We start from the raw sequence: 15,804 nt of genomic DNA, 5'->3' as shown, positions 1-15,804 counted from the left end.
TGGCAACGACCAGATGTGGGGTGACGCAAATGATAGAAATGATCCTACACCGGGCAATGATACTCTATTAGGTGAAGCTGGCAACGACAACCTGCTGGGTGGTAATGGTAACGACATCCTCGATGGCGGTACGGAAGACGATCAACTGTGGGGCGAAGCTGGTAACGACACCTTGTTAGGCGGTGATGGTAACGACACCCTCGATGGTGGTGCTGACAACGATCTCCTGAATGGCGGTGCGGGTGATGACAGCTTGTTTGGCAATGTTGGTGATGACAGCTTGCTAGGCGATGCAGGTCAAGACACCCTGCTGGGCGGTGATGGTAACGACAGCCTCGATGGTGGTGCTGACGATGATACCCTGGATGGCGGAATTGGTAACGATCGCTTGCTAGGCAATGTTGGTAATGACAACTTGCTAGGTGATGCAGGTCTGGACACCCTATTGGGCGGTGATGGTAACGACACCCTCGATGGTGGTGCTGACAACGATCTCCTGAATGGTGGAATTGGTAATGACAGCTTGTTTGGCAATGTTGGTGATGACAGCTTGCTAGGCGATGCAGGTCAAGACACCCTGTTGGGCGGCGATGGTAACGACACGATCGATGGCGGTGCGGACAACGACTTCCTGAATGGCGGTGCGGGTAATGACTTCCTGTTGGGTGGTCTTGGTAATGACACCCTTGATGGCGATGCTGACAACGACACCTTGAATGGTGGAGCGGGTAATGACAGCTTGTTTGGCAATGTTGGTGATGACAGCTTGCTTGGCGATGCAGGTCAAGACACCCTGTTGGGCGGTGATGGTAACGACACCCTCGATGGTGGTGCTGACAACGATCTCCTGAATGGCGATGCGGGTAATGACAACCTGTTGGGTGGTCTTGGTAACGACACCCTTGATGGCGATGCTGACAACGACACCTTGAATGGTGGAGCGGGTAATGACAGCTTGTTTGGCAATGTTGGTGATGACAGCTTGCTAGGCGATGCAGGTCTAGACACCCTGTTGGGCGGCGATGGTAACGACACCCTTGATGGTGGTGCTGACAACGACATCTTGAATGGTGGAATTGGTAATGACAGCCTGTTGGGTGGTCTTGGTAACGACACCATCAATGGCGGTATTGATGACGACACCCTGCTGGGTGGAATTGGTAATGACAGCTTGTTTGGCAATGTTGGTGATGACAACTTGCTAGGCGATGCAGGTCTAGACACCCTGTTGGGTGGTGATGGTAACGACACCCTTGATGGCGGTACAGAAGACGACTTCCTGAATGGTGGTGCGGGTCTGGACAGCCTGTTGGGCGGTGATGGTAACGACACCATCAATGGCGGTATTGATGACGACACCCTGCTGGGTGGAATTGGTAATGACAGCTTGTTTGGCAATGTTGGTGATGACAACTTGCTAGGCGATGCAGGTCTGGACACCCTGTTGGGCGGCGATGGTAACGACACCCTTGATGGCGGTACAGAAGACGACTTCCTGAATGGTGGAGCAGGTCTTGACAGCCTGTTGGGCGGTGATGGTAACGACACCATCAATGGCGGTATTGATGACGATATCCTGGATGGTGGTGCGGGTGATGACAGCCTGTTGGGTGGTCTTGGTAGCGACACCATTGATGGCGGTGCTGACAACGACACCCTGCTGGGCGGCGCGGGTAACGACAGCCTGTTGGGTGGTGATGGTGATGACAGCCTGAATGGTGGTGCGGGTTTTGACAGCCTGTTGGGCGGTCTTGGTAACGACATCATTGATGGCGGTACGGAAGACGATATCCTAGATGGCGGCGCGGGTGATGACAGCCTGTTGGGTGGTCTTGGTAGCGACACCATTGATGGCGGTGCTGACAACGACACCCTGCTGGGCGGCGCGGGTAACGACAGCCTGTTGGGTGGTGATGGTGATGACAGCCTGAATGGCGGTACGGAAAACGATATCCTCGATGGTGGTCTTGGTTTTGATACCCTGTTGGGCGGTGATGGTAGCGACACCCTTGATGGTGGTGCTGACGACGACACCCTGTTGGGAGATGCTGGTAATGACAGCCTGTTGGGTGGTGATGGTAACGACACCATTGATGGCGGTGCTGACAACGACATCCTGAATGGCAATGCGGGTAACGACATCCTGAATGGCAATACGGGCCAAGACACCCTGTTGGGTGGTGATGGTGACGACTTCCTGGATGGCGGTACGGACAACGATTTCCTGAATGGCGAAATGGGTAACGACTTCCTGTTAGGTGGCGATCAGAGTGACACATTGTTTGGTGATGAGGGTGACGACTTCCTGTCAGGTGGTAATGACATAGACATCCTGGATGGTGGTGCAGGTCTCGACTTCCTGTTTGGCGAAGCGGGTAGTGACAGCCTGTTGGGTGGCATTGGTGCTGACTTCCTGGATGGCGGTACGGAAAACGATATCCTGAATGGCGGTGCGGATAGCGACAACCTCCTGGGCGGCCTTGGAAGTGATACACTCATCGGCGGAACAGCTGATCCTACCTCTTTGGAGGAAGACACTTTAACTGGTGGGTCGGACGCAGATACTTTTGTGCTGGGCGATAGCACTGGTGTCTTCTACCAAAACATTCTCAGTCAGGCAATTATTCAAGACTTTGAGGTGGGTATAGATAAAATCCAACTGAAAGGAGCTCTAGCTGACTACTCGCTGGTTCTGGATCTAACGGGTTTAAATACCGAGATTCGGAACGTTACTAATAATGATCTCATCGGTGTTGTGCTTGGCGTAACACCGCTGGCAACAGATTACACCTTTGTTCCGTAGGCTTTTGCTGGCGGAATGACTGTGTGAAGTAGGTAGGTTGGGCAGTACCCAACCTACTGCCTTGTGGTTGATTTTCCGGCAGAAGTTTTGACTTTGGGGTAGGTGGAAAAATACTTCAGAAACCCGGTTTCTTTAAGAAACCGGGTTTCTATTGTGGCGAATACGGGTGAGTGCGATCGCACTTTAATTTGGATGGATGGAGAATTGGCGATCGCTCAGAGCAAGCTACTTAATTTCGATGTAAATTAAGGAGTAATCCCCTATCTTCCAGAAAAAAAGCGATCCATTTCCTCCATTTCGATCTCATACTCTCTATCTTGGCTTCTCAATTCATTAGCATAAGACTGTTGACATCTGTCCTGGCAAGAATTATCAGGATTTCCACCTATATTTGACAAACTACAGGTTGTATCACACTGACCTTTAATACTAGAAGTGAAGATTCTTCTATACTCACGCTTTGCTCGGATTTGAGTTTGCCAAGCACTTCTAAATGATGTTCCAATCTGTTGTCTGGCGCTGGGACAGTTAGGATCTGTATAAAGCGATCTAGCTTCTTGTAACATATAATGATATTCACGTCGATTAGTTACTCCCATTTGACCTACTGGATCTCCGGGAAGGTTGCCTAGAGCTTGATTAAGTTGTGACGTAAGTGAATCGATACGTTCTTGACAAGGATCGATAGAGCTATTGTTTGGTGTTGATTGAATATTTGTTTGATTGTTTTCATTTAGCCATTTTTGAGCTAATTCATATCTATCTTTAATTCCTTTATTATTATATATTTGTGCTGCTGTTTGTACATCGTCTATTCCTTGTTGCTGTTCTCCAAGAGCAAAGCGAGAAACTCCTCTAATTAAGTGAGCATCTGCAAAATTAGAGTGAATTTGCAAGGCTCTATCAGCATCTTCATAGGCTCCTCTATAATCTTTATTATCTAATTTTTGCGCCGCTCGCCTAAACAGCTGAGAGGCATTATCAGGAATGTCAGATACAGGTGATGAGTGACTGTTGGGGTTGATGTACTGTTACCACACCCTGAAATCAACACAGCAAGGATAATAGCTAGTGGCAAAATAGGAGTAAGTAGTCTATACCTGTAATTCATAGTTAAATAGATGAAGGTAAAGTCAAAAGTGAATTGCCAAAAATATGCGTAAATGCGTTTTCTTAAAGAGAGCAGATTTTTTGGTAATAAATTAAATGCGATCGCTTCATAAATTCACTACTCTAATTTACCGTAAGTGAAAAAGGAATAGATACTAACGGCAAGGTTTAAAGTTTAAGAAAAATTACTGCATCCAATTTTCATTTAAAAACATATCTTTGGGCGACTTTCCAATAGCGGGAAAAACGTTTCAAATCAATGTAACCGTCATAATCTAAAAAAGGATCGATCGCCACCACCAACAAATCCAACTCTTTCTCAATTTCCCCACAAATCTCTTGAAATCTCGGACTAGGACTTTCCGCAGTCACCACAGTATCAGCATGATGTTCTTTGGCAAAAGCTAACACCTCATTTGCCACATTACCGCGACGAATCACCACAGGTAACTCCAACAAACATTCATAAATAAAAGTAATTCGTTTCAGACTAATTTGCCATTCTTTAAGTAACGCTTCATCCCAAACCCAAATAGCAGGCGCATCAGGATATGCTAACAAAGCGGGATTTTGAGGACTCAAACAATCACCATGTATCCAAATAATTTTAGTCATTTGTCATTTGTCATTTGTCATTTGTGTTCATCTGTGGTTTAAAAAAGAATCTCAACCTCGCCGTTTTCCTTTTTGCCAACTTTGACTCCCGCTACGATTTTCTAAAGGTGCAGCTTTAGGAAACAAACGCTTTTCCAAATCCTCATAATTTCCCTCAAAATCACATTTACCATATAAAGGACATTGACGACAATAAACTCCTTCTGTATAACGTTCTAAATTTTCCCGATTAAAAAAGTATGGCTTATGACTAAAAGTACTAGCAACCCATTGCCAAGAAAGATTATTACTAGCAGGATCTCCATCTAATAAATGTGATAAAAACCATTTTGCGCCAACTTGCCAACGCACCCTTCGCCAATGCACAATATAGGCTGCTAACCACATTCTTTGATGGTTGTGTAAGTACCCGTGCGATCGCAAATCCGAGCTAATATTATCGATACAAACTAAACCAGTACTTCCCGAAATAATATCTTCTGGAAGAGTATCTGCATAATCTTTAACAGTATAACCAGTTTTGTATGGTTCTCGATCCTGCCAAATTTTATCTCCCAATTGGGCGTATAATCTTTGCCAATAGTCTCGCCAACCCAACTCGTTAATTAATTTGGTAGCATCATCTTGATTTTGCACTTTTCCTAAAACAGTATCACGCACTTCTGCTAAACTGAGTACGCCATAGCGAATATAAGGTGAAAGCTTAGTGACAGCACCAGTTAAGAAATTGCGCGATTTAGCGTAACTTACTGGCTCAATTTTGTCTAGCATTTTCTGGCCTGCTTTCCTTCCACCCAATGTTTCGCTAATATGTTCATCTTGCGTTGTTGCATCGGGAAATTGCTCTCTAAGGTAAGTAACTAATTCATCGCGGTTAGTAAATTCGCGTTGCATATCTTTAGTCATTGTACATCCATTTCCCGTTTTTTCCACTGTTTTTAGGGTAACTGATATCTGAGGAAACCACCAAATTTACTAAACTACTTTTGTTCATCTTTTAGGAGTGAGAATATGCGTTTCCTTCCCCAAATTCCTTTAGTCATAAATTTCAGCCAGCGGAAAAATTGGTCTTTATTCACTGTGTTTTTGTTAATTTTGACGGGAGTTCCTGTAAAAATCTATCCCCAGACAGAAGCACAGGGATTTATTAATAGTGTAAATGCTCAAGAAACTTCCCCAGCAAGTTTTACGCTGGCAAAAACTATTTCTCGGCATTCCGGCGGAGTTAAGGGTATTGCAATTAGTCCTGATGGTGAAACTTTGGTTACAGGTAGTAGCGATCGAACTATTAAAGTTTGGAATTTGCAAACAGGTGAATTACAAAGAACTGTTTCTGGACATACAGCGCCAGTTTTAGCGGTAGCAATTAGTAAAGATGGTACAAGTTTAGTGAGTGGAAGTAGCGATCGCACTATCAGAATTTGGGATTTAAAAACCGGAAGATTGCAAAGGACAATTTCTGGTCATTCCGGCGGCATTTATTCAGTAGCGATTAGTCCTGATGGCAGAACTTTAGTCAGCGGAAGTGGCGACGGAACAATTAAAGTTTGGAATGCCAGAACTGGGAATTTACAACGAACTTTGCGTCCTAATGCTGGGATGATTTTATCAGTTGCGATTAGTCCAGATGGCAAAACGATCGCCAGTGGTAATCAAGATTTAACCGTAAAACTTTGGGATATTACCAACGGAAAATTGCTGCGAAATCTCACCGGACACAGTAATTATGCAGTTTGGTCAGTTGCTTTTAGTCCCGATGGTAAAAGATTAGCTAGTAGTTCCCATGACGGCGCAATTAAAATTTGGAATACGGAAAATGGCGAATTACTAAACACTTTTAAAGATGAAAGTCCGGTTTTTTCTGTAACTTTTAGTCCTGATGGAAACACTCTTGCTAGTGGCGACCAAGCTAGTCAAGTAAAAATTTGGGATATTAGCAATGGAAATGTTTTACAAAGTCTTGCTGGACACGCCGACAAAGTAGAATCAGTAGCTTTTAGTCCTGATGGCAAAACCCTGGTTACTGGTGGTAGTGGCGCTAAAGATACGAGTATTAGAATTTGGCGTTTACAGTAGTAAAGCAGATTGTAGAGACGTTTCATGAAACGTCTCTACTGCTACAAATCTACGGCTTTTTACTACCAAAAACTTGGGCTTTATAATCATCTATTATTTGCCAGAGTTCTTGGCGATTACCAGCATTGAGTAAGTAACGGTAAACAAACCAACCTGAGTAGATAATACCAATTAGCTGAAAGAAAGGTTCAAAGAAGGGAATTTCATTAAAAGTATCCAGTAAGCCTGAGATCACTTTCAGAGCAATGATACTGGCTATAATTGCTCCAACAACTGTTAAAGGTCGTTGATAATCTCTGAAGAAATTACCCACAGAATCAGGTAAGCGATCGAGTATTTCTGAGATTTGTTCACCGAATTGTTGCCACTGAGTTTGGGTGGTGGTGGTAAAATCCGGTTCATCAGGTGAACCTGATACCTTAATTTCTACGTTGGGTAGTTGCACTTCTACTGGGGGGGTGGTTTCGACTTTGGGAGTTTGCATTGTTGGTGAGGGTGTAGGTGGTGTGGGTGGTGTAGGAGGTGTCATCTCTGCTTTTACAGTTAAATTTTCCGTAGTTGTGGACGGTGGGGGAGATGTCACTTCGGTTTTAACCTGTACATCTTCAGGTGGTGGAGGTGCGACTTTCTCCTCTTTTTTCTTAATCGGTTCTATTTCTGGAGGAGTTGGTGTAGTTGGATTTTCAGCTTCAGGTTCCATTTTGATTTTTCGAGAACTACAATTGAAACGAATGCTTACGAAACAAGACTATCAGGATTAAGCGATCGTACTAAAGGACTTAGACATAATTGATAAGATTATTTTAGTTTGTCAAACTTGTGTAACTATCTGTAGCTGGATACGCCCTCTCTCGTAAGCTACATTGTATTGTCTAAATTGTGTTGTGTTTTAAACCAATAGGTATGTCTCACCGTCCAATTTATCTAGATAACCATGCGACTACACCCCTCGACGAACGGGTATTAGCCGCGATGCTTCCTTACTTCCGAGAACATTTTGGCAATCCTGCTAGTATCAGTCATGTCTACGGTTGGGAAGCCGAAGCCGCTGTGAAGGAGTCTCGACAAATTTTAGCAGAGGCGATTCACGCCACACCAGAAGAAATTGTTTTTACTAGCGGTGCAACGGAAGCTAACAATTTAGCCATTAAAGGTGTAGCAGAAGCTTATTTTAAAAAAGGACGACATATTATTACTGTTCAAACCGAACATAATGCTGTTCTTGACCCTTGCCACTATTTAGAATCTTTGGGGTTTGAAGTTACTTTTCTGCAAGTGCAAAATGATGGATTAATTGATTTAACTGAGTTGGTGAAAGCAATTCGTCCTGATACAATTTTAGTTTCCGTAATGACGGCAAATAACGAAATTGGCGTTTTGCAACCTTTAGCAACAATCGGGGCTATTTGTCGAGAAAATGAAGTACTTTTTCACACTGATGCAGCGCAAGCGATCGGCAAAATTCCCTTAGACGTAGAAGCAATGAAAATTGATTTAATGTCTTTGACGGCACATAAAATTTATGGGCCAAAAGGAATCGGTGCTTTGTATGTCAGAAGACGTAATCCGAGAGTGAAATTATCGCCACAAATGCACGGTGGTGGACATGAACGGGGAATGCGATCGGGAACATTATACACTCCCCAAATTGTTGGTTTTGCTAAAGCAGTAGAGTTGGCACTTTCCGAAATGGATTCGGAAGCAAAACGACTGACGAATTTACGTCAGAGGTTGTGGGCAAAAATTTGTCAACTGCATGGCATTGTGTTAAATGGTCATCCGATTCAAAGATTAGCAGGAAACTTAAATATCAGTGTGAAAAATGTAGATGGTGCTGCACTTGCATTGGGATTACAACCAATAATTGCCGTATCTTCGGGATCGGCTTGCACTTCGACGAAAGCTTCTCCTTCTCATGTTTTAACAGCTTTAGGACACTCGCCAGAGTTGGCTTTTGCGTCAGTTCGCTTTGGAATTGGTCGGTTTAATAATGAGTTAGAAATTGACCTAGCCGCCGAACATTTGTGCAAGACTGTTAAACCATTACAGACGGTTTTTAGTTCTATTTAACGGTTGTAAAGTTGAGTTGTTTTTCGTAAGCGATCGCTCAATTCTTCACTCAACAAATCGGAACTAGTAAACCGCCATCGCCAATTTCCCGCATTCACACTAGGGTCATTCATCCGGGCGCGATTATCCAATCCTAAAACATCTTGTAAAGCAATTATTGCTAAATTGGAAACAGAAGCTAGCGCCATCCGAATGAAAACCCAATTGATTTCTTTGATTTCTTGGTAATGGGAATAGCCTAAATATTCTGCAATGTATAGCTTTTCTTTGTCACTCGCTTTTTCCCACCAACCAATTATCGTATCATTGTCGTGAGTGCCGGGATAAACCACAGAATTCGGGATGTAATTATGGGGTAAGTAAGGATTGGTAGAATCATCGGCAAAAGCAAACATTAAAATTCGCATTCCGGGGAAGTTAAAGCGATCGCGCAACTCCTCCACCTCTGGAGTTATAATTCCCAAATCTTCCGCTAAAACCGGGAGATCTCCTAAAGCTTTGCCCAACTTTTCAAAAAAGTCCTCCCCAGGCGCTTTAATCCATTCCCCTTTTAATCCCGTAGTTTCTCCAGCAGGGATGCGCCAGAAAGCTTCAAAACCCCGAAAATGATCGATTCTCACAATATCTACATATTGCAAAGTCGCTTTAAATCTGTCAATCCACCAAGCATAATTCGTGCTTTGTAAATGTTCCCAATTATAAACAGGATTTCCCCACAATTGCCCAGTTTCGCTAAAATAATCCGGGGGAACACCAGCCATCCAAGCAGATTCTAAAGTTTCGGGATCGAGGGCAAAATTTTCTTGATTCGCCCAAACATCTGCGCTATTATGACAAACATAAATGGAAACATCGCCAATAATTTGAATGTTTTTCTCATTGGCATATTTACGTAACGCTTTCCATTGTTCAAAAAACTTAAATTGTAAGAATTGATGATACAAAATTAAGTCTTTTAAAGCTGACTTTTGTTCTTTAATTGCTTGCGGTTCTCTTCTAGCAATTGCCTTTTCCCAATAATTCCAAGCTTGTCCATTATGCACTTCTAAAAGTGACATAAAAAGGACATAATCATCTAACCACCAAGCTTGTTCCTGACAAAAGTTTTCTAATTCAGGATTTTGCCGATCTTTGATAGTTAAGCGAAAGCGATCGAACGCTAATTTCAAATACTCATATTTATGGGGAATTACTTCGTCGAAGTTAACGCGATCGTAAGCACCTTTTTCACTCGCCGCAACAGGTTTTAATTCCTCCGATTTTAGCAATCCTTCACTTACTAATTTTTCCAAAGAAATCATCAACGGATTGCCAGCAAAAGCACTATAATTCATAGTATAAGGCGAGTGTTCATATCCCGTTGGCCCTAACGGTAACACCTGCCAAAATTTTTGACCGCTTTCAACTAAAAAATCCACAAAATTATAAGCTGCTTGTCCTAAATCACCAATGCCAAATTCGCCCGGTAAACAAGTAGGATGTAGTAAAATACCACTAGAACGCTGCAAAGTCATAGTTTCCCATAAATAAGAAATAGAAGCTCACAAATTTGAGCTTAAACCAAAGAGATAATTTCCCTTTACCTACCGGATAATACTAAATCTTCGCAGTCTCCAGCATAAGCCTTAAGAGTGATTTTCAGAGCAAAGCCTACATAAAGTTAACCTTTGCATATAGTATGGGTGTTCGCGTAGCGTGTCCCTATCTTTAATTTAGCTATTAATCTAGCTATTAAGTAGGTGTAAATAAATAAAGTGATAATAGTTATTTAAGGATGGGGCGGGCAGGATGCCCACCCCACAGTAGGGGCAATTCATGAATTGCCCCTACTGTGGGGTGGGCTCTCCTAGCCCGCCTCAGTTTTCACTTTATTTATATCTACCTACTTATTTCACAAAGATTTCTTCACTGTCCAAATGCGTCCATAGTTACTAGGAATAGTTAACCAATATTCTTGCTCGCTGGGAACATTAGTCAAATTATTTACTCCATGCAGTTGTTCTTGGTAATCTCCACTAATAGGAAACCAGAAAGGAACTGTTTGATCGGAATTACCAAAATTGAGTGCTACCAAACTAAAACTTTTACTGTCATAGCGTGAGAAAAGCAACACATTTTTTGATTGATAACGGTCATAATTATTATAAAAGAAATGTTCACCATTCCGAAATTCGGGATGTTGGTTACGCAAATGAATCAAGTTTCTAACTAAAGAAATTACACTTTGACCAATTGGGTCATAAAAATAATCCCAACGTACTGGACGGAATAACATTACTCGTCCAAATCCCGCATAAGGAAGGTAATAATTTTCCCCTAATTCTTGACCTTGCCAAAGTAAAGGAATACCTTTAGCAGTAAACATTCCTATCAAATAAGGTTGTACTTTGTACCATAAATCTCGATTACCTTCTTGGAGTAATTCATTATCTCGAAATATGGTGCCAAAGTTGCAGACAAAGCGGGAATGGTCGTGATTTTCTATGTATTGTAGTGCGGTTTTGCTGATGCGATCGCCATTCCTTACTTCCTCAGTAGGATAACCCTCTAAACCAAACTGAAAACCCAATTCTGTTAAAGAAAAACGATTACCAGAAGCCACTCCCTTAGCCGCATCCAAGGTCGAATTTTGCCAAGTGCAGTTGCTATAAGTTTTTTCCAAAATTCCCTTTGGTTCTTCCAATTGTTCCGCACATTGAATCAAGTTAATCTCGCCATTGTGGAAAAACTTTTGCCAATGTCCCCCAGCACTTTGCTTTTGTTTAACTGTTTGATATGTCTGATAAGTTAAATTAGCATAACCTTTTCCCGTAGCACCATCCCAGTAATTAGGGACGCAATCATAGCGAAATCCATCAACATGATAACGGTCTAGCCAGTAGTAATTAACTGTAAAGAAAAAGTCTTGAGTAAACTGACGATTAAAATCAGTACTTTCCCCGAAGTAATCTTTGGCGAATGCACCCATAAATGGATTTTCGTAATAACCTAATTGCCTATAAATATAGCTGTAAGGAAAATGTTCGCTGGTATGACCATAAACTACATCTAAAATTACCGCTATGTTTCTTTGGTGTGCTGCATCAATTAATTCTTGCAGGTTCTTTCTGTTACCAAATCTTTCATCGACACCAAAATTACCTATAGGTAAAAATCCCCAATCTACAGTCATTCCCACATTAGAAACTGGCATGATTTCTAGGCAATTAATTCCCAAATCTGCCAGATAATCCAATCGTTCAATTGTCCCAGCAATATCACCACCAAATTCGTTAATCATTAACTCATACATCACCAAATCTTGGAGTGCAGGAGTTTTCCAAACTAATTCATTTTCACTCCATTGATGGTCTTGATATCCCAAGGTAATGGCAGATAATTTACCGATACCAAATTCTCTGGCGAATGGATCGATAATCCAATCAATTTCTCCTCGATTTGGATTAAACAAACAATAACGATAAACGTATTTACCAGGAGTTCCCCAAGCAGATTTAGGATGGGGTTTTGGGTGATTTTTGATGTTTACTGTAGCTGACCAATAATCGCCGTATTCGGGATCGATCGCATAATTTAAAGAAAATTCTACTGGTTGAATAAATTGGAGAAATTGATCCTGTTCATGAATAATTTTCACCTTTAATTGATTACCATTATTAGCAGAAACCCAAGGCAAAAATAACCCAAAATTAATCACCCCATCGGAGATTTCTCTAGCGCCTAACTTATCTAATGGTAAAAGTTTCATTTGATGTTATGTTACCTTTATGTCTGAAATGTGGTTCAAGTTCCTTATTCAGTAGTCAACTATCAACTCCCGGAATTTTTACTAATTTACCACATAACGTGATTTCTTTCTTTAACCACTCGCTGATAAACATCTTGAGTCTGTAAAGCTAAACCAGCCCAACAAAACCGCTGTTTCAAATCTTTGTAAGCATTTTCTACTAAATGCTGTGATAACTCTGGATTACGCAAAACTTCTAAAATTCCCCAAGCTAAGGAATCCGCATTATTTGTCCAAGTTACGATCCCAGTTTTACCATGTTGCACTACTTCCGGCAAACCGCCTGTATCTGAAACTACCACAGGTACTTTCGCCGCAAAACTTTCTAACGCCACAATTCCAAAAGGTTCATAAAGACTGGGAAAAACCGCACAATTAGCAATAGTTTGGAATTTATTCAAATCTTCATCAGACATGAAACCAGTAAAACAACAATTATCCCAAATTCCAATTTGCCAAGCTTGTTTTTTAAGATGATCGGTGTTACCACCACCAACGATCACAATTTTAACTTTTCCTTTCATTTCCCAAATTACTCTAGGTGCAGCATTTAACAGCAACCAAACACCTTTTTCGTGAGAAATTCTCCCCACATAATAGACAATTTTTTCATCATCTTTGGCAAAGCGGCGACGAAATTCTTGGCGATCGAAACCGTTACCATTTTTCTTTTCGGCGCGAATGCCATTATAAATGACATCTATTTTATCTTGGGGAGTAACTAAAACTCTGCTGACTTCTTGGCGCATATATTCCGTGCAAACAATCACTCGCCAAGATTCATAAGTCAAGCGTTTTTCCTTTTCACAAATGTAACGTTGCTGATAATTATGAATTCCATTATAACGACCATATTCTGTGGCATGAATCGTCGTTACTAAAGGAATTTTGAAATAATGTTTCAGAGCGATCGCCGCATCTCCTACCAACCAATCATGAGCATGAATGACATCAAATGGCCCCTCTTCCATAATCAGTTTTCCGCCATGAACACCCATGCTATTATTCAAATTGCCAACCCAGTGCAGAAAATCATGCCCCCAGCTTACTGGTACCCGGTGTATATGTATCCCTTCTACCAATTCATACATCGGTGCTTCCCCGAACTCTGATGTAATCAAATGGACTTCATGCCCCAGTTTGACTAATTCCGGGTATAGTTCTGCTACGTGACGAGAAATTCCTCCCACAATTCGCGGCGGAAATTCCCAAGATAACACCAGAATTTTCATCAGTACCAATTCCAATAAGCTAAGAGAGTTTAAGTAAGCTACATTACAAACCAATACTATCAGTATGGTCATTGTAGCTTACCGAGTTTAGTTATGTTAAGAAAATCTTTCCCTGGTTGGCTCTAACACTTGGGTTTATTTAAGATTGGCGTGATTTCCTTACGGAATATCTGCCATGCAGAAACAGCATCGGGATTAGATTGTGCTGCTTTCTGCATAAGAATAACTCCATCTTCAAAGCCAATTATTCCGTATAAGCCATTACCAAATATCTTATCAATAGTTCGCACGCTATCTTGTAAAATTTGGCAATCGGTTTTAAAGGCGACTTGGTATTTGTTTAATTGCCATAAATCTGCGATCGCATAATCTACACTTACCACCTCTTTGAGATCGTTACGAAACTGCAAAGCTGGAAACCTAATAATCTCCCGTCTGCCAGACAGATGAGGCACTATATAAGTAGTTGCTGCCACACTCCCATCTGCTGGAATTCTATCTAATAGGTTACGAATACTACCTGCGTGCTTCCACTGAATATTTATTGGTACATATACCAAAGGGCGAATTGAGTCAGGTACCAGAAAAGATAGAGTACGATTTGGGTTAGAAGTGAAAGTAAACACCAGCGAAAGGCAGATACAAATAATCCAAAACCTCTGCATCGATAATTTCAGCAATTTCGGGTGTTTTTCCCACCAATTAACCAACTTACCAATTGTTTCTTCCACACCCCGAAAAATTGGGTAAGCAAAGAAATGACGTAAAGAAATTAAACCACCAGCGATTAAATCTCTGACAGGCGCATCAATTAATTTTTCCCTTCCGGCTGCCCACCAAAGAATTGTACCGTAGCAAAGTCCCGGAACCACAGTCATAGCGTAGCGAATATTAATTGCTAGTACCGACTGACCTTGACCCAAGAGTAATTTTAGCAAAGGAAAACCTGCGATCGCCCAAGCCGTCGGCGAAACAGCAGGGACAAAAGCAAAAGGCAACCAATGTGCCAAAAAATAAGTGATAGTTCGGTCGAGCGGCGTAATTAATTCTACAAACAACCGCCAAGGATTCGTAACCATTCCCCAGATAATTTCTACAGTAGAAGCCTCAGTTCCCTGGGCATACTGACCAAACCTTTCCATCATAAATCGTTGGGAAATATCCGCCGAAAATATGGGCATAATTAGGTTAGTCAACACCAGCATATAACCAAAAGCCAGAACACAAACCCCTAAACCAATCCGGGGAAATCTCCGGCTAGCCATCATGTAAAAACCCACACCAAATAAACTCACTCCCCCATCTTCCCTGACTGCTAAAATCAGTACAGCCAATAAACCAAACAGCCACCACCAACGTTTTTCCATCGCCAAAAGTAACCCAAACATAAATAAGGGGATTTGGCAGATATCATGGAAGTTAGAGAGAGTAGGGCCGATAATTGCATTAGCACCATAAAAACCAAAAGTAATTATTGCTGCCAGACGTGGTTGCAGATATTGTCTAGCTAAGGAGTACAAAACTAAACCAGCAGCAGTAACCAAAGTAACCTGCAATACAGTCAAGGTTGTAGGAGCGGGAAACAATGAGTACAAGGGTATCCAGAGCAACAAAGCTGGTGTGAAATGCTGCCCTAACCTGTGATAAAACACAGACGGTACTTCACCGTTGTGGACTACGTTCGTCGATAACTGGGAGGACAGAGAACTTTGAAAAAATCGACCGTGAATCCCATTCCAAAACACCTGATTAAATATTCCTTGGTCGTAGGAAGCGTAAAACGTGAAATAACGATGCAGAGTCAAACCCAACATCAGCACGAAAAACGCGCTCGCTACAGCAATCACCCCTCTGAAATAGGGATATTTCCTCCCGTTTAGTACCATCACTCACTTAACATTCAACGCCGATGATCAGCCTCTCACATTGCTTTCAATTACTCAAGATACTACCGACAATGCTTTTACCACCCCCGGTTTGACATGGCATAGCCACTTTCGGGTCAAAATAAATACAGTTTTCAATAGTACCAGGCTCCGCAAGTACCCAAAACGCGATAGCTTATAGATATAGGAGTTATGGGTAAGCTATTCTACCTGGAACAGGTTTCG

The 15,804-nt window shown here is 42.0% G+C and carries 11 protein-coding genes; 3 read left to right on the top strand and 8 right to left on the bottom strand.

Annotated features, from left to right (window positions below; translation table 11 throughout):
- Nucleotides 1-2,803: calcium-binding protein (locus ACE1CC_RS33290; protein ID WP_459563946.1), on the top strand; the 2,803-nt coding region annotated here is incomplete at its 5' end.
- A gap of 260 nt (nucleotides 2,804-3,063) precedes the next feature.
- Here the strand turns inward: ACE1CC_RS33290 and ACE1CC_RS33285 are convergent.
- From ACE1CC_RS33285 to ACE1CC_RS33275, 3 genes are all read right to left on the bottom strand, one after another.
- On the bottom strand, nucleotides 3,064-3,699 hold the full coding sequence (locus ACE1CC_RS33285) for a tetratricopeptide repeat protein (RefSeq protein WP_413274727.1): 636 nt from the start codon (nucleotides 3,697-3,699) through the stop codon (nucleotides 3,064-3,066).
- 415 nt (nucleotides 3,700-4,114) lie between these two features.
- Nucleotides 4,115-4,528, bottom strand: coding sequence for a hypothetical protein (locus ACE1CC_RS33280; protein WP_413274726.1), 414 nt, complete (start codon nucleotides 4,526-4,528; stop codon nucleotides 4,115-4,117).
- Nucleotides 4,529-4,579: 51 nt separating this feature from the next.
- Nucleotides 4,580-5,434 carry an FAD-binding domain-containing protein gene (locus tag ACE1CC_RS33275; RefSeq protein WP_413274725.1) on the bottom strand — a complete coding sequence of 285 codons (855 nt, stop codon included), beginning with the start codon at nucleotides 5,432-5,434 and terminating at the stop codon, nucleotides 4,580-4,582.
- Nucleotides 5,435-5,539: 105 nt separating this feature from the next.
- Here ACE1CC_RS33275 and ACE1CC_RS33270 point away from each other — a divergent pair, with 105 nt between their 5' ends.
- Nucleotides 5,540-6,604: a WD40 repeat domain-containing protein gene (locus ACE1CC_RS33270; protein WP_413274724.1), complete on the top strand. Its 1,065-nt coding sequence runs from the start codon at nucleotides 5,540-5,542 to the stop codon at nucleotides 6,602-6,604.
- 49 nt (nucleotides 6,605-6,653) lie between these two features.
- On the opposite strand, the gene ACE1CC_RS33265 is transcribed toward ACE1CC_RS33270, so the two are convergent.
- Nucleotides 6,654-7,304, bottom strand: coding sequence for a CAAD domain-containing protein (locus ACE1CC_RS33265; RefSeq protein WP_413274723.1), 651 nt, complete (start codon nucleotides 7,302-7,304; stop codon nucleotides 6,654-6,656).
- Between the two features lie 203 nt (nucleotides 7,305-7,507).
- Here ACE1CC_RS33265 and ACE1CC_RS33260 point away from each other — a divergent pair, with 203 nt between their 5' ends.
- Entirely contained in the window at nucleotides 7,508-8,674 is a 1,167-nt protein-coding gene (locus ACE1CC_RS33260; protein ID WP_413274722.1) for an IscS subfamily cysteine desulfurase, read from the top strand.
- Here the strand turns inward: ACE1CC_RS33260 and malQ are convergent.
- The 4 genes from malQ to ACE1CC_RS33240 all read right to left on the bottom strand — a co-directional run bounded on the left by malQ (nucleotide 8,671) and on the right by ACE1CC_RS33240 (nucleotide 15,579).
- Nucleotides 8,671-10,188: a 4-alpha-glucanotransferase gene (gene malQ / locus ACE1CC_RS33255; RefSeq protein WP_413274721.1), complete on the bottom strand. Its 1,518-nt coding sequence runs from the start codon at nucleotides 10,186-10,188 to the stop codon at nucleotides 8,671-8,673. The genes ACE1CC_RS33260 and malQ overlap by 4 nt on opposite strands.
- Nucleotides 10,189-10,565: 377 nt before the next feature.
- Entirely contained in the window at nucleotides 10,566-12,422 is a 1,857-nt protein-coding gene (locus tag ACE1CC_RS33250) for an alpha-amylase family glycosyl hydrolase (protein WP_413274720.1), read from the bottom strand.
- Between the two features lie 86 nt (nucleotides 12,423-12,508).
- Nucleotides 12,509-13,693: a glycosyltransferase family 4 protein gene (locus ACE1CC_RS33245; protein ID WP_413274728.1), complete on the bottom strand. Its 1,185-nt coding sequence runs from the start codon at nucleotides 13,691-13,693 to the stop codon at nucleotides 12,509-12,511.
- A gap of 122 nt (nucleotides 13,694-13,815) precedes the next feature.
- Nucleotides 13,816-15,579: a DUF2079 domain-containing protein gene (locus tag ACE1CC_RS33240; protein WP_413274719.1), complete on the bottom strand. Its 1,764-nt coding sequence runs from the start codon at nucleotides 15,577-15,579 to the stop codon at nucleotides 13,816-13,818.
- Nucleotides 15,580-15,804 lie beyond the last annotated feature (225 nt).

The sequence above is a fragment of the Floridaenema aerugineum BLCC-F46 genome (assembly GCF_041929345.1).
In the GTDB taxonomy this organism is placed as follows: domain Bacteria; phylum Cyanobacteriota; class Cyanobacteriia; order Cyanobacteriales; family Aerosakkonemataceae; genus Floridanema; species Floridanema aerugineum.
The sequence above is the reverse complement of the archived record's forward strand: the minus strand, read 5'-3'. Positions and strand labels throughout refer to the sequence as shown.

What these genes read in the sequence shown, in the direction of transcription:
- ACE1CC_RS33280 (WP_413274726.1), bottom strand. Translation starts at nt 4,528, where the DNA reads ATGACTAAAATTATTTGGATACATGGTGATTGTTTGAGTCCTCAAAAT.
- ACE1CC_RS33275 (WP_413274725.1), bottom strand. Translation starts at nt 5,434, where the DNA reads ATGACTAAAGATATGCAACGCGAATTTACTAACCGCGATGAATTAGTT.
- ACE1CC_RS33270 (WP_413274724.1), top strand. Translation starts at nt 5,540, where the DNA reads ATGCGTTTCCTTCCCCAAATTCCTTTAGTCATAAATTTCAGCCAGCGG.
- ACE1CC_RS33265 (WP_413274723.1), bottom strand. Translation starts at nt 7,304, where the DNA reads ATGGAACCTGAAGCTGAAAATCCAACTACACCAACTCCTCCAGAAATA.
- ACE1CC_RS33260 (WP_413274722.1), top strand. Translation starts at nt 7,508, where the DNA reads ATGTCTCACCGTCCAATTTATCTAGATAACCATGCGACTACACCCCTC.
- malQ (WP_413274721.1), bottom strand. Translation starts at nt 10,188, where the DNA reads ATGACTTTGCAGCGTTCTAGTGGTATTTTACTACATCCTACTTGTTTA.
- ACE1CC_RS33250 (WP_413274720.1), bottom strand. Translation starts at nt 12,422, where the DNA reads ATGAAACTTTTACCATTAGATAAGTTAGGCGCTAGAGAAATCTCCGAT.
- ACE1CC_RS33245 (WP_413274728.1), bottom strand. Translation starts at nt 13,693, where the DNA reads ATGAAAATTCTGGTGTTATCTTGGGAATTTCCGCCGCGAATTGTGGGA.
- ACE1CC_RS33240 (WP_413274719.1), bottom strand. Translation starts at nt 15,579, where the DNA reads ATGGTACTAAACGGGAGGAAATATCCCTATTTCAGAGGGGTGATTGCT.